This window comes from Flavobacterium ustbae (assembly GCF_003946915.1).
GTDB classification, from domain to species: domain Bacteria; phylum Bacteroidota; class Bacteroidia; order Flavobacteriales; family Flavobacteriaceae; genus Flavobacterium; species Flavobacterium ustbae.
In genome coordinates this window covers 23571-38407 of sequence record NZ_RPOC01000015.1, presented here as the reverse complement: position 1 = coordinate 38407, position 14837 = coordinate 23571, and the positions used below count along the sequence as shown (strand labels likewise).

Genomic DNA, 14837 nt, shown 5'->3' with positions numbered 1-14837 from the left:
AATGAAATATTCAAAATACTTACTTATATTTTTCCTGATTTTCTCATTGCAAAGCTGCAGTGATTTCTTAGAACAGGAACCTGGAACACAAACTTCTATAGACGAGCTTTTACAAGACAAAAAAGGAGTTCTACAAGCATTAACAGGAGTTTATACAGAGCTAGAAGCTGATGTGCGAGGAGAACGTTTTGCTGTTTATGCCGATTTACAGGGAGGAAATATAAAATTTTCTCCAACCTCTTCAGGAAGTAATAGAGGTCAAATTTCTCCTCCTGCAAATGTTCAACACGCATATGCTTTTGACGACTTAGCTTTAACTAGCAATTTCAAAATGTTTTACGATGATAGTTATGATATCATAAATCAAGCAAATTTAATTTTGGAGTATACTCCTAGCTTGAAAGACGCTACTGATGTAGAAAAAAACCAAATTAAAGCAGAAGCGCTTACCATTAGAGCCTACGCACATTTTCTGTTGTCTTTAGTATACAGCCAAGATTATAAATATACACCAGATGCTTCTCATCCAGGAATAGTTTATAGTACAGCCTCTATTAAAGCTGGATTACAATATCCTTCAAGAAAAACCGTGGCAGAAACGTATACTTTAATTATAAATGATTTAGAAACTGCAATTGAAAATTATTCGTCAAAATCACTTTTGCCAGGACAAGATTACTCCGTATTTAATCGCAATAATACAAAAGCTTTACTGGCTAGAGTTTATCTGCAAAAAGGAGATTGGATTAATGCATACCAACTTGCAAATGAAGTAATCACAACTTCTGGCGTTATTTTATCTGGCTCTGCCGATTATGTGGCCCAATGGACACAGCCAAATCTTCCTGTATCAGAAGTTTTATTAGAGTTTTCTGTGCCATCAGATTCTGAAGGTGTTGTTTCTTCATCAATGTCACAAGTTTTTGGCTATACATCAGCAACAAGTTATCAAAAATATGTTGCTTCAGATGATTTAGTTAACTTATACGAAAACAATGATTTGCGAAAACATCTTTTTCTTACCCAGCCTTTACAAACGGTGGTAAATGGGGTTTTAGCTCCAGTAAATTACAATTTTACTAAAAAATTTCAGGATAACGCCGGTTATGTGGCTTTCAGACTTAGCGAAATGTACCTAATTCGTGCCGAAGCAGCTCTAGAAACCAACAGAGCAGATCTTGCAATGGCAGACATTAACACGATTCGCGCCCGTGCAAACGCCACTTTACTAACTAATACAACTAATTTGAAAGAGAATATTCTTTTAGAAAGAAGAAAAGAACTTTGTTTTGAAGGTCATTTATTTTTTGACCTTGTACGAAATCACAAAAACGTTTCTAGAAATGATGGATGTATTTCTTCTAATTGCAATTTACAGTACCCTTCACTAAAATTTGTATTGCCAATTCCGACGTTCAACACTAATCTTAACCCTAATTTACAACAAAATGACTCGTATTAAAATATTAAGCATATTGTTTACAGCAGTTATATTTACTTCATGCTCAAAAGATGATTATAAATTAGGTGTTGAAACTGATCCATTTTTAAGATTTAATTTTTTAGTTAAAAGTGATAATACACCTTTAGAATATCCAGCTATAAATGGAAGTCTAGTACCGCAATCCAATTACGTAAATAGTTCAGTTAAAACCTTAAAAGTGCCAGTTGCTTTAACTGCCCGAAATTTAAAAAATACGGTAACTGCCAATTTTAGCGCAGTCTCATCAAACGGAGACAATCAAAGTTTTAAAGTAAATCCTGTAAATCAATTAACTTTTCAAGGAGCTAAGCTGACTGATACTATCGCGATTTCTTTTGACAAAAGGTGGAGTGCCAATCAGAGTATCAATTTAAAACTAGAAACCGTTTCTGACCCTGAAATTCATATTGGAAATTTAAACACCGAATATCTAAACGATACGTTCAAAATTGATTTAGGGACAATTACAACCAACTATACTTTTCCTGTAAATCAGCTTCTTATAAAAGGCGAAGTGGGCGAAACAATCGATTTTAAGGTTAATTTCCCTAACGGATTTTTTCCTGAGGAAATTGAAAATGCCAATACTTTCAAATTTCAAAATGGTTTTGACTATTCATTAACTCATGATGATTTTGGAGACAATAGAAGCTCAATAACATATCATTTAACTCTTTTAGAAGATATTCAAAATGATGATGCCCGTTATGAATCAAAAATAACTTTGGTTAATATTCCCAATTACAATGCATTTGGAAGTATAAATCTAACCATTGTAAAACCGATAAAATCCCCAAGAGATGTTCAGGCTTATCCAGCTTCAAAATTTACAGATCCAACCAATTCTTTTTACCTAACATATGGCGAACACTGGTTTAATAGAAACGGCTCTTGTGCATGGCAGACTTTCAATGCGATAACTTTTCCAGTTATCGTTACAAAAGATAATGAAAATGCTATTTTATACAGCGATAAAGGAACAGCAGACCCTAACGACGATGTGTATCACGATGCTTTCAAAATTGGATTTAATGTAGCAACCGGAAATAATACTGTAAATTCTTTTGGTTTGAAAAGATGGTTTTCTAACGAAAGCGGTTCGGCAGCCATTTCTCCTGGATTTAATATTACCTCTGCTTTGGAATTTTTCCCGGCCAACGGAAACAGCAAAACAGAAGGAACAGTTCTCGTAATTCCGCAAGACTTGACCATTGGCTCTAGTGCTTCAAATACGCATATTATTGCCATTTCAGGTGAAGGAACTTACAAAGAAATCAGCAATGGTCTTTTTGAAATTTCTTTCGAATTAAAACTAACAAACGACAAACTGTTTGGAGGAACAGTTTCGACACAATACAGAATGTACAACAGCAGAACATATCCAAAACCTGCAGCTTTAAGCATACCTTGCCCGAAAGAAGTTACGCTTTAACGCAAAGTTGTTTCAGGTTTCAAGTTTCAGGTTTCAAGTTTCAGGTTTCAAGTTCTGTTGAGCAACATGAAACTTGAAACCTGAAACAAAAAAACAAACAAAAACAAAAAGAATTGAAAAAACTAATCTTACCCATCTTATTCCTTATAGGATTATCGGCTTACAAGGCTTCTGAAGGTCCTGATTATGCCGATATTCAGGAATTAAGAAAACTCTATTCTAGCGGAGATTCCTCAAATTGGCCTGCTGCAGAACTGCATGAAAATATCGATAAAGCTAAATTTCAAGATATTGGCGTGCTTCCTGCTGTTCCGTATCCAGCTTATAATCCGTATTCTAAGGAAAAAGAAAGCTTGGGAAAAGTATTATTTTTTGATCCGCGTTTATCACAAAGCGGTCAAATTGCCTGCGCTTCTTGCCATAATCCAGAATTGGGCTGGACCGATAATTTAACGCGTTCTTTTGGCCACGATCGCCAGACAGGAAAACGCAACTCGATGACGATTTTAAACTCTGCTTATGCCACTTCTCTATTTTGGGATGGAAGAGCTAAAAGTCTAGAAGATCAAGCACAATTTCCTGTTTCTGATCCGTTAGAAATGAATGAAAAACTGACTATTGCAGTTGATAAAATTGCTAAAATTAAAGGTTATAAGGCATTATTTACAGCGGCTTTTGGAGATAAAAAAGTAACGCTGGAACGAATTCAGTATGCGATTGCCACTTTTGAAAGATCGATCAACAGTCCGAAAAGTAAATTTGATCAGTTTGTAAGCGGAAAATCAGCTGTTTATACCGACCAACAGGTAAAAGGAATGCATTTGTTTAGAACAAAAGCACAATGCATCAATTGTCATAATACACCGTATTTTAGTGATAATGAATTTCATAATGACGGTCAGACTTTATTTGGAACTAAATATGAAGATTTCGGACGTTATAATGTAACCAAAGACGTGAAGGATATCGGCAAGTTTAGAACGCCGACGCTTCGTGAAGTTGCAAATACAAAACCGTGGATGCATCACGGCCACTTCCCTACTTTATTGGATGTTGTAGAATTGTACAATTTAGGAAATCCGTCTCCTGTTCAAAAGAAATATTTAGGAACAGCACGAGATTCTTTAATTCCAAAAGTAGATCCGATGCTAAGAAAATTAGATTTAAGTAAAGAAGAAATTGCCGATTTACTAGCTTTTATTGAGACTCTGAGTACACCAACAAGAAGAATGATGGTTCCAGAAATGCCAAAATAATTTAGTTGATGTTTTGCATTTGCCCCAAAATCTGCAAATCTTAAAAGTCCGTTTCTTAATTGAAACGGACTTTTTTCAAATAATTAAACTTTTATTGATAATTGCAATTGTCCTCCCAAACCAATTTCAACGATTTTTTGTAATGTAGAAAATCGTACTTCTTTTACATTATTTTCAATTTTTGAAATGTATGATTTTGTAGTACCGCTTCTCTGAGCAAGTTGTTCTTGCGTTAATCCTTTCTGTATTCTAGCTTCCAATAGCATAGCACCTATTTTGAAGCTTTCATAACCTTCATCGAGTTCATTACGTTTTGTAGAACCAATTTTACCATAATGTTTATCTTTAAATTGATCCAGACTTATAATCGTACTATTTTCATTCTTTTTCATTTTCATAGTCTTCCCTAATTTTAAGTGCTTTTAAAATCTCTTTCTTTGGTGTCTTTTGAGTTTTTTTCTGAAAACCATTTGCCAAAACGATCAATTTTCCATCATCAAAAAAACAGAAAATTCTAAATATATCTGATCCTTGTTGAACCCTAATTTCATATAATCCTACAGTATTTTCTATATGTTTCAGATAAACTTCTGGAATTTTTTCTAACTCTTCAATTAACTGTAAAGTCCAAATTATTTTTGTTTTAACCTTTTCGCGCTGTTTTAAAAAAAAAATCTTCAAAGTAATTTTTAAAGAAGATTATTTCTCTATGTTTCTCCATACAAATGTAATTAAGTTTCACTAAAGTGAAACTTTTTTTTCTAATTAATTTATTTGGGAGAAATTACAGAACTGCAAATTTAGAAAAAAAAAAGAAAAACCTCACAAAAAACATCTGCTGCTATTGCAAAAGGAAATTACCTGTATTTTTATCAAAACCTCATCTTTTGAATTCTAACCGCATTCAAAATCGCCAGCAAAGCCACTCCAACATCGGCAAAAACAGCTTCCCACATTGTGGCAAGTCCGCCGGCGCCAAGAATTAAAACAAAAGCTTTAACCCCAAAAGCCAGTACAATATTCTGCCAGACAATTTTTTTGGTCTGTTTTCCGATGTTTATTGCCATCGCAATTTTGCTTGGTCGATCGTCCTGAATCACAACATCTGCCGTTTCTATTGCGGCATCGCTCCCTAAACCACCCATCGCGATTCCTACGGTACTTAGCGCAATTACTGGCGCATCGTTTACACCATCACCAACGAAAGCAATTGTTTCGTTTTTAGCTTTTATTTCATTCACTTTATTGACTTTATCTTCAGGAAGCAAATCTCCATAAGCTTTTGCAATTCCGAGTTTATCAGCCACAAACTGAACCACATTATTTTTATCTCCACTAAGCATTGTTAGTTTTACGCCTAACGATTTTAATTTAGATACTGTTTCTTTGGCATCTTCTTTAATTTCGTCAGCGATGGTAAGATAACCTGCAAACTTCCCTTCGTAAGCCATTGCAATTGTGGTATAAACTATTGCAGACGGATCAATATCATACGAAATATTAAATTTATCGAGAAGTTTAAAATTCCCAACATACAAATCTTTTCCGTTGTAAGAAGCCTTTAAGCCGTGTCCAGAAATTTCTTCGATATCTTTCAATTCTACAGAAGAATCAATAGCTCCAACGTAATTATGAATGGCTGTAGCAACAGGATGTGTACTTCGGCTTTCTAATGCATTAACTATTTTTATAATTTCATCTTTATTAAATTCAGGTTTTATAGCGACTTCCTGCACTCTGAATACACCTTCTGTCATAGTTCCTGTTTTGTCAACCACAACATTTTGGATTGTCGAAATACTATCTAGAAAATTACTCCCTTTAAACAATATTCCGTTCTTAGACGCAGCGCCAATTCCACCAAAATAACCAAGCGGAATACTAATAACCAAAGCACACGGACAGGAAATAACTAAGAAAACAAGTGCTCTATATAGCCAGACATTAAAAATATAAGTATCAACAAAAAGCATCGGAATCAAGCAAATTCCAATTGCTAGAAAAACTACAATTGGCGTGTAGATTTTAGCAAACTTTCTGATAAACAATTCTGCAGGTGCTTTTTTTGCAGTAGCATTTTGCACCATTTCCAAAATTTTAGATAATTTACTATCGTTATAAGCAGTGGTTACTTTTACTTCGGCAATTGTATTTCCATTGATCATTCCGGCTAAAACCGTTTCGCCTTTCTTTTTGGTGTCGGGTTTACTTTCTCCCGTTAAAGCAGCAGTATTAAACGAAGCCGAATCTGATAATAATTCGCCATCTAAACCTAATTTTTCTCCCGCTTTTAGCTGAATTATCGCTCCAATGGGAACATCATTAGCCTTAACTTTAACAGCACTATTATTTTCTAAAACATAAACCTCATCTGGGCGTTGATCTAATAAATTTTTAATACTTGATTTTGCTCGGTTAACCGCCATTCCCTGAAAGGTTTCGCCAATAGTATAAAACAGCATAACTGCAACTCCTTCTGGATATTCGCCAATAGCAAAAGCGCCAATTGTAGCAACACACATCAGGAAAAATTCAGAAAAAACATCTCCTTTTACGATGCTTTCATAAGCTTCTCTCAAAACTGGTAGTCCAACAGGAAGATAGGCAATAGCATACCATGCAATTCTAACAGATTCTGTAAACCATGGCTGCGGAAAATAATTATCTAAACCAATTCCTATGAGTAGTAAAACAAAAGATATAATTGATGGCAGAAACAATTGAAACAGGTTTCCGCTCACATTATGTTCATGATCGTGACCTTCGTGACCGTGGTCTTCATGGTGCGAATGCACTGGCTCATCGTGCGAACAGGAACAGGAAGGTTTGGCTTTATTTTTTATAGTTTTTACTTCTTTATCTTGATGTATCATTATAGAATTTCTGGTTTAAAGTTTAAGATTTATGCTTCTCCGAAACTTTGTTTAAATAATGTCCTAAATTTAAGGATTATGTACTAGATATTACAACCTAAATTTGTTTTTAATATCACTGCTGGATAATAAAAATGGCACTAACTGAAACAGTTAGTGCCATTTTTACATTTACATTTATCCGTATTTTTAATACCAAAAAATATAATTCTAAAAATAATATCCAATATTACATTGTAAACGGGCGTGCCATTTATTATTGTAATCATTATACAAACTAGCCTGATTATCTCCTAAAAAGGGATGATTGTAACCTGCAACATATTCTACGTAAGTATAAATTCCATCCAATATTTTGATTAAAGCGCCATTTGTAAGCATGTGCGTTGGTTTCAGATCATATTTTTTTCCAAGATAACCATATTCACTATAAAATGAAATTTCGTTTAATGCTTTGCCTTTGAAAGGAATACTGTATTTAGCAGATACCGCAGCAACATTTGCTTTAGACGCAACCTGATAGGTATAATTAAAAGATCCCATGTCTACATATTGTGAATTTTCTACTCCTTTTGGATTAAATTCATATTTATAAACTTCTGCTTTTAAACCCAGATTTTTATAATCCAGATGATAATGCACGGCAACTGCATTACGGCTTCCCATTTTATTTTCTACAAAATTATAGAGCTGTCCAAATTGCCCTGAAACTCCAATTCTGTGAAATACATCATCAGTTTTAACCTGATAGACAAGCTGTCCGGAAAGCGCATTGATTTCTTTATTGTCTCCCACAACACTTGCAGACCATTGGTTGTCTCTTAAATCAGGGTCGTTTGTAAAGGTTTCCATAGCATTTTTCATAAAAGCAACCTGCCAGTCCCAGGTTTTTCCTTTGTGATGATATTTGGTTCCCATAGCATATTTCCCTTCAAAACCAAGGGCATATCCTATTCCTAAAAACCAGCTGTACGAGTTATAATCCAAGTTCCCAAACGGATCCTGAACTAAACCTACCTGAATATCGTCTCCGTTTTGAAAATCGTATCCTATCCAGCCTTCTTTTGGCATTGTTCCTCCGGATGAAGCCGGCATAAATCGCATATCAACATACATTTTAAATTTTTTATAGGAAGCATTTACTGCAAGTGCAAATAAATCGAAACCAAATTCGCCTCCTTCTTTTTTTCTCGTTTCATTGTAAAATTCATCTTTATAATGTACTCTGAAAGCTCCATTAATCATGAATTTTGGTTTCTCTGGCGGTAAAAGCAGCGTATCTCTCAAATGACCATCTCCCTGCGAATAAACAAAGCGGCTTACAAATAGTACCAAAACAATTAGAAGCAACCGATAATAGTTGTTATACATATTTTTAAATTATTTAAATAAGATTCTGATTAGTTCAAACTTCAATTTAGAGCATACAAAATGGGAGCATAAAATGTATCAGGAATACATTATGCCTTCATTTTGATGTCAAATGGTATATACTTGAGGGAAGAATAGCTTTCTATTGTGGTAATAGAAAGCTATTTGTAATTAAGGAAAGAAATGTTATAGTGCTTCTAAACTCTGCATTTCTTTTAAGGTATTTTCTAACAGTTGTGGTAATTTGTGATAAACTTTATCGTTGATTTGTTTATACTTTTTATGTGTTTCTGTGTTAGGAAGGAACTCATCTTTTTCTTTTACCATTTGCTTTACAGCTGTATCAAAATCAGGGTAACAGCCTACCGCTACTGCTGCACAAATCGCAGCACCTAAAGCAGCCGAACCACTCATTTCGTTTCTAACAACGGGAGTTCCGCTTATGTCTGCAAAAATTTGCATAAATAAATCGCTGTTTGCACCGCCGCCTGATATGATAATTTTTTCAGGATGATGACCCAGCGTTTCATTCATTAGCTGATAATGATTATTCAGCGTTAGGGCAATTCCTTCCAGAATGGCACGATAAATATGTCCACGACCCTGCTGGCCGTTAAAACCTATCATTACCCCTTTTCTATAAGATTGATATGCTGGTGCCAACCAGTCGGGAATGATCATTAAACCATCTGATCCTACAGGAACTTTCAAAGCTTCTTCTTCTAATATCTGCTCTGGCAAAACGCCTTTTTCTTTTGCTTTGATATTAAGTTCTTCGCCAATAAGATCCCTAAACCATGAAATTAACCACATTCCTCTTCTCACTCCGCCACTTTCAAATAAATAACGGTTAGGCACACAAGATAAGTTTGTAAAATAATTATCGTGAGGAGGTCTGTTCTCGTTACCTACCACCATTGAAGTAATGTAGGTTCCTAAAGAAAATAATCCTCTGGTTGAATCTGTTAATCCTGCTCCTAAGGCTTCTACCGCTTTATCATTTGCCGTGGCTACTACTGGCAATCCTTCCGGCAGGCCAGTTAAGGCCGAAGCCTCTTTTGTTACGGTTCCTAAAACGGTTCCTGGCATTTGTAATTTTAGCAGTTTCTCGTTTGGAATTTTAAAATTATTCAGAACCTCTTTGTCTTCAGACCAATTCCAGGTTTCCATATCTACAGGAAACTGCCATTGAAAAGCATTTGCCGCAGTATCTTTTAATTCTCCCGTCAAACGATGCGTGATGTACCCCGTTGTAGGACATGTATAAGCTATTTCTTCAGAATCTTTAAAAGGTTCGTAAGCACGTACATCCATCCAACTCATAACAGGTGCGGCCAGATTTCCATCTTTTTTCATGAAAACCCTGCAGCAGCGAATAGTGCAAAGTCCAACTCCTTTTATAAGACTTACATCGCCTTTGAAGTTTTTCATTAATCGCTGAAGAGCAACTTGTATGCTATCCCACAAATCATCATCAGGATGCTCGACGTATCCGGCTTTCCTGAACATCATAGGTTTTAGAGGCTCAACTTCACAATGTATAATTTCTCCTTTGGAGTTAATTATGTATACTTTTGTGCTTTGAGAGCCATTATCGACTGAAATAAAATATTGTTCGTTCATAACAATTCGCTTTATCTTGTTAAGAATCCGCCGTCAACAGCTAAAATGTGTCCGTTTACAAAATGTGAAGCCTGACTTGCCAAGAATACTGTTGTACCCATTAAATCAGCTACATCTCCCCAACGTCCTTCTGGTGTGTGGTCTACAATCCATTTATTACGTTCTGGGTTTTCTATAGATGCCTGAGCTACTTTTGTTTTAAAATAACCAGGGGCAATTCCGTTTACCTGTACATTGTATTGCGCTAATTCGTCACAATATGCTTTTGTTAAACCAGCAATACCGTGTTTAGAGGCAGCATAAGCCGGAGACCATTGTCCGCCTAAGAAAGAAAACAGAGAACAAATATTAATGATTTTTCCACTTTTTTGAGGAATGAAAAATTTGGTAACTTCAGCTGACATTTCAAAAGCTGCCGTTAAATTGATGCTTATCATTGGGTCCCATTCTTTTCTTCCAAAATTCAAAACATCTGCTATTAAGCAAATTCCGGCGCAGTTTACCAGGATATCTACTGATCCTAATTTTTCTACGCATTGTTCTACAATTTTTTTAGGCATTCCGTCTTTGGTAATGTCTGCACTCATGTATACCGCTTTACCGCCTTCGTTTTCAATCAATTTGTTGAATTCAGGATCATCCGGCATGATACTCGGCATAAAAATATTGGCTCCTGCTTTTGCTAAAGCCAAAGAGAAAGCTTGTCCTAATCCGGTATTTCCTCCGGTGATAATTGCATTTTTCCCTTTAAGAGAAAAATAACCCATGTTAAAATCTGTAATTTCCATTTTTTATGTTTTTTAATTGTTTAGTTTAATTTTTTTTAGTCTGTTGTTTAAAAATAGTGACAAAGCAAATGGCAGCTATTCCTAGAATTGCACTTATAATAAAATAAGCATTGTATCCTCCTTCGGCTCCAAACTTGCTGAAAACCATTGTACTGAAATAGGGTATAAAAATGTCTGGTAAGTATCCTAAAAGAGAAATAAAACCTACAGCTGTACCCATTATTTTATTATCAATCCTACTATCGCCTAATAAAGACCAATAAGTACCACGAATGGCATATACAAATGTTCCTCCTAATATTATCAAAATGTAATAGAAATTGATATTGGTTGTCGCTGCAGGAAGAAAAGCAATAGCAAATAAGGTTAGTGCTGCTCCAGAAAGTGCAAAAATCAGTGTGAAGCTTTTTCCTAGTTTATCTGCTAAATATCCGCCCAAAATACCGCCAATAGGTCGCATCCATAATACGATTACCATAATTGTGTTTACAGTAACGGGCGTGATTTTTAGGTTTTTCTCCATAAATCCTCCGTAATAATACACTACCCAGGTTACTGAATAAGAGCAAAAAATAATGGCTCCCATCAGATATACAAATTTGTTTTTGATTACAGAATTGACATCTTTAAAATCAAAACCTTTATCTTCTTCGGTAGTATTTTCTGTCGTAGCTAATTCATTTTTAGTAGATTTGGCTACTTCTTTTTCTACAAACAAGGCAATAAGAATCCCTACAACAAGCAATACAGCAGAATACATATAAATTACATACTTAAGTGCCTCTTTTTTATTTTCAAGCGTTTCGCCATTTTCTAAAATATTAGAGAAAATAAACAAAGCTACACTGGCTAGTACTGCCTCGATAACCCCTCTTCCTCCGTCGAGAATCCCAAAGAAACGTCCTTCTTCTTCAGGGGTTGATAATAACTTTACGAGTTTCATATGTGCACCCCAAAAAGTAAAGACAGAGAAGACTCCCCACAAACAGAATATACCAATTACTGAAGCGTAACTGGGAATTTGCGCAAACCAAAATCCTCCTACTGCTGTACCCAGTAAGGAAAAAACAAGCAGGTATTTTGCAGAGAACTTATCACTTAATATCCCACTTGGAAAATATCCTAGTATGAATATAAAGCCCAAAACGGTATAGATAATGTTTAGGTGATCCAAACTAATATTAAAGACAGACAGAATAGTTTGCTGATAATTTGTTCTTAAATAAATTAGTGGATAGATTGCCCCAGCGGCCAGCACTATGAGGATAAATTGAATATACCGTTTCATACTATTAGTTTTTTATGGCTGTTATTTTTGATATTTTTCGCCTTCTGCCTGAGGGAAAATGGTTCCGAAATTCATGATTCCATTAGGATCAAAAACCTTTTTTAATTTTTCAAGCATATAGTATGCACTACCGTGTTCTTGTTTAGTCCACTCGTTTCTGTACTTTCCAATTCCGTGGTGATGACACATAGAACCGCCTAGTTTTAAGGTTTCTTCTACAATTATGGTTTGGATTGGATGATGATAAAGACGCATTTCATCTTGAGGCTCACAATTGATATTGTAATTGTAAACAAAATACATATTGGTTCCGTTGATATAACTGTGAGATGAATGCCCGCCAAGCATAGTAATATCTTTGCTTCTTGGAAATTCTTTACGGATTCTTTCGATTACATTGTAGTATATTTTTGTAACATTTTCCCAATCGGCAGAAATTTCTGTTGTAAATCCGTCATGAGAGCTATGATTAACCATATCTCTGATTTCATCTTCTATTCTTTCCTGTGTCCAGTTAAGATGATTGAACCAATTCGCAATCAATGAAGGATCTACTTTCTCTGTAATACCTTCTTTAAACTTCTCTACAGCATCTTCAATTCCAACAGAAGTAGCGGCTACCATATTTTCGTTTCCTTCTGCCATGAAAATTAAAATGCACTGCCCTTTATGAAATTGACTAAAATGCTGAGCCGCATCTTCTTCAGAATATACTCTTGCTACAGATGGTCTGTAACCATTTGCCATTACTTCTCTTAAAACTTTAATTCCGGTATCAACATCTTTTAATAAATAACCAAAGAATTGGTTGTTTTGAGGAAAATATCTGAATAACTTAACCGTAACTTCTGTGATATAACACAAAGCACCTTCATTACCAATAGCAATATGTCTAATATCCGGCCCTCCTGCTCTTCTTGGTACATTTTTTATACGCGAAATATGCCCGTCAGGAAAAACACATTCTAAACCTACTACCATATCTTCTATACCGCCGTATAAAGTTGAAAATTGACCAATACTGCGTGTTGATACTAAACCTCCCATTTGGGCAACCGGTTTTGATTGCGGAGAATGCCCTGTTGTTAAATTGTGTTTTCTAACTTCATCTTCCAACTCTTGTAAAGTAACTCCAGATTGGGCTGTGGCCTGAAAATTATACGGATCAATTTTTATAATCTTCTTTAAATTTTTTCCATCAACTACTAAAGTTTGTTCTTTCCAGTTTTCTAAACCTCCTTCGGTCGCAGTTCTTCCGCTTCTTGGGATTACATTAATTTCGTTCGCATTACAATATCTCAGAATTTCAGAAACCTCTTCTGCCGTTTTAGGATAAACAATTGCAGTTGGTGCCGGAACATCTAAAACTTTTTTTGCTTTTGCGTATTTCTTGTATCGGTCTGCCGATGCTTCATACAAATCATCAGAATTGATGTTAATTTGATCTTGAGGTAAAAACTTTTCTAAGTCTTTTAAAATAACATTATTTTCTTTCATTGCTTCTTTAGTTTTTTGATTTAGAAACCATTTTATTTCTTTTATTTTCTTCCATGCTTCTATTAAAAACATGCCACTACATCGATTAAGCTGAAGCAAATGTAAGAAATATATTTCATATTGATTATTTATTTTCCTAAAATGTTTAATTAATTTAAAAAACAGGAAAATAATATCATTTTTTAAATAAAAGGCAAATCTAAAACTATGACATTTGTCATAATATGATATATTTTAAAACCAAAATGAATAAAAAAACGCTTTAAAATACACTTTTAATACAAAAAAGAAGATTAAACAAGGATGGAAAATTATATAATTTTACTAATAATAATATTCATTATTAAAAGCAATAGAAGAATAAACATAAAAATTGGCTGGAGAATGGTAATTGACTAATAAATTGTAATACTTTTACTAAAAAGATTGACACAAATGTACATTGTAAACAAAGAGCTGCTTAACTCTCTGGAGAGAAATATTTATAGTATTCTAATTAAAGAAATAAAACAAAATGATGCATTATCTATTACAGATGCTGCGTCATTATGCGGTTGTTCGCCATCTAAAATCTCAAAATTTGTGCAAAAGTTGGGTTTTAGGACTTACAAGGAATTTTTAGCTTTTATTAGCGGGAATGCATCTATGGTAATTGCTGATGAGAGTGAGCGCCTAAATAAATTTTTAGAAAACTTCAATCCTGAAATTGTTAATCAGTTTGCAGCCTATTTGAAGAAATTTGAAAAGATTATTCTGTTTGGTTATGGACCATCGTTTATAGCGGGACAATATTTTGAATATAAACTTCGAAATTTATTAGACATTCCTATTTGGGCCGTTGCTCACGAAACATCTATTAACGATTTATTGAGCAAGAACAATCTGGTTGTTATTTTTTCTGTTACGGGACAATTTAAATCTTTTACAGAATTGTACGAGAACATCATTTCAAAAAACAGTAAAGCCGCTTTTATTTTAGAAGAAGGACAGAGAGATTTTTTAGAAATGTACGATTACACTATCACTTTAAGTAATTATCAGCAAAATCCAGATTTGTTGCCGCACGAAAAAACACGCACTACTTTTTTTGCGTTTATAGAAGCTGTAATTAAGCAACTAGAAACAGTATCTTTAGAAAAATAGTTTTTTTTATGCGAATGAAACGGATTCGCTATCTCAAAAACGCGAAAAAAAAAAAACGGATTTTGAACACGGATTTCACAAAT

The 14837-nt window shown here is 34.5% G+C and carries 12 protein-coding genes; 4 read left to right on the top strand and 8 right to left on the bottom strand.

Annotation, left to right across the window (positions count from 1 at the left end; genetic code table 11):
• The first annotated feature begins 1 nt into the window (after window position 1).
• The 3 genes from EG814_RS16500 (at window position 2) to EG814_RS16490 (ending at window position 4171) form a co-directional block, all read left to right on the top strand.
• Complete coding sequence (locus EG814_RS16500; protein ID WP_235830994.1) at window positions 2-1462, top strand: RagB/SusD family nutrient uptake outer membrane protein; 1461 nt, start codon at window positions 2-4, stop codon at window positions 1460-1462.
• Window positions 1449-2915 (top strand): hypothetical protein, encoded by a 1467-nt coding sequence (locus tag EG814_RS16495; RefSeq protein WP_125722998.1) that lies wholly within the window; start codon window positions 1449-1451, stop codon window positions 2913-2915. Before EG814_RS16500 ends, EG814_RS16495 begins: the two co-directional genes overlap by 14 nt.
• Window positions 2916-3028: 113 nt before the next feature.
• Window positions 3029-4171 (top strand): cytochrome-c peroxidase, encoded by a 1143-nt coding sequence (locus EG814_RS16490; protein WP_125722997.1) that lies wholly within the window; start codon window positions 3029-3031, stop codon window positions 4169-4171.
• Window positions 4172-4254: 83 nt separating this feature from the next.
• On the opposite strand, the gene EG814_RS16485 is transcribed toward EG814_RS16490, so the two are convergent.
• The 8 genes from EG814_RS16485 to EG814_RS16450 all read right to left on the bottom strand — a co-directional run bounded on the left by EG814_RS16485 (window position 4255) and on the right by EG814_RS16450 (window position 13683).
• Window positions 4255-4569, bottom strand: coding sequence for a helix-turn-helix domain-containing protein (locus EG814_RS16485; RefSeq protein ID WP_235830993.1), 315 nt, complete (start codon window positions 4567-4569; stop codon window positions 4255-4257).
• A complete protein-coding gene (locus tag EG814_RS16480) occupies window positions 4550-4852 on the bottom strand; it encodes a type II toxin-antitoxin system RelE/ParE family toxin (protein WP_317133050.1) in 303 nt (100 codons plus the stop codon). Before EG814_RS16480 ends, EG814_RS16485 begins: the two co-directional genes overlap by 20 nt.
• Before the next feature lie 191 nt (window positions 4853-5043).
• Complete coding sequence (locus EG814_RS16475) at window positions 5044-7044, bottom strand: heavy metal translocating P-type ATPase (RefSeq protein WP_125722995.1); 2001 nt, start codon at window positions 7042-7044, stop codon at window positions 5044-5046.
• Window positions 7045-7254: 210 nt separating this feature from the next.
• The gene (locus EG814_RS16470; RefSeq protein ID WP_125722994.1) at window positions 7255-8415 is read right to left on the bottom strand and encodes a hypothetical protein; all 1161 of its coding nucleotides are present in this window, start codon (window positions 8413-8415) and stop codon (window positions 7255-7257) included.
• Window positions 8416-8601: 186 nt separating this feature from the next.
• Window positions 8602-10038, bottom strand: coding sequence for an FGGY-family carbohydrate kinase (locus tag EG814_RS16465; RefSeq protein WP_125722993.1), 1437 nt, complete (start codon window positions 10036-10038; stop codon window positions 8602-8604).
• An 11-nt stretch (window positions 10039-10049) separates the two neighbouring features.
• Window positions 10050-10826 carry an SDR family oxidoreductase gene (locus EG814_RS16460; protein WP_125722992.1) on the bottom strand — a complete coding sequence of 259 codons (777 nt, stop codon included), beginning with the start codon at window positions 10824-10826 and terminating at the stop codon, window positions 10050-10052.
• 25 nt (window positions 10827-10851) lie between these two features.
• Entirely contained in the window at window positions 10852-12114 is a 1263-nt protein-coding gene (locus EG814_RS16455; RefSeq protein ID WP_125722991.1) for an MFS transporter, read from the bottom strand.
• Window positions 12115-12135: 21 nt separating this feature from the next.
• Window positions 12136-13683: an FAD-binding oxidoreductase gene (locus EG814_RS16450; protein WP_206430317.1), complete on the bottom strand. Its 1548-nt coding sequence runs from the start codon at window positions 13681-13683 to the stop codon at window positions 12136-12138.
• Between the two features lie 363 nt (window positions 13684-14046).
• Between EG814_RS16450 and EG814_RS16445 the strand changes: the two genes are divergently transcribed.
• On the top strand, window positions 14047-14754 hold the full coding sequence (locus tag EG814_RS16445; protein ID WP_125722990.1) for a MurR/RpiR family transcriptional regulator: 708 nt from the start codon (window positions 14047-14049) through the stop codon (window positions 14752-14754).
• Window positions 14755-14837: the final 83 nt, after the last annotated feature.

Excerpts from the sequence above, each read along its gene's own strand:
- EG814_RS16495 (WP_125722998.1), top strand. The coding sequence starts at position 1,449 with ATGACTCGTATTAAAATATTAAGCATATTGTTTACAGCAGTTATATTT.
- EG814_RS16465 (WP_125722993.1), bottom strand. The coding sequence starts at position 10,038 with ATGAACGAACAATATTTTATTTCAGTCGATAATGGCTCTCAAAGCACA.
- EG814_RS16445 (WP_125722990.1), top strand. The coding sequence starts at position 14,047 with ATGTACATTGTAAACAAAGAGCTGCTTAACTCTCTGGAGAGAAATATT.
- EG814_RS16470 (WP_125722994.1), bottom strand. The coding sequence starts at position 8,415 with ATGTATAACAACTATTATCGGTTGCTTCTAATTGTTTTGGTACTATTT.
- EG814_RS16475 (WP_125722995.1), bottom strand. The coding sequence starts at position 7,044 with ATGATACATCAAGATAAAGAAGTAAAAACTATAAAAAATAAAGCCAAA.
- EG814_RS16460 (WP_125722992.1), bottom strand. The coding sequence starts at position 10,826 with ATGGAAATTACAGATTTTAACATGGGTTATTTTTCTCTTAAAGGGAAA.
- EG814_RS16485 (WP_235830993.1), bottom strand. The coding sequence starts at position 4,569 with ATGAAAATGAAAAAGAATGAAAATAGTACGATTATAAGTCTGGATCAA.
- EG814_RS16500 (WP_235830994.1), top strand. The coding sequence starts at position 2 with ATGAAATATTCAAAATACTTACTTATATTTTTCCTGATTTTCTCATTG.
- EG814_RS16455 (WP_125722991.1), bottom strand. The coding sequence starts at position 12,114 with ATGAAACGGTATATTCAATTTATCCTCATAGTGCTGGCCGCTGGGGCA.
- EG814_RS16450 (WP_206430317.1), bottom strand. The coding sequence starts at position 13,683 with ATGTTTTTAATAGAAGCATGGAAGAAAATAAAAGAAATAAAATGGTTT.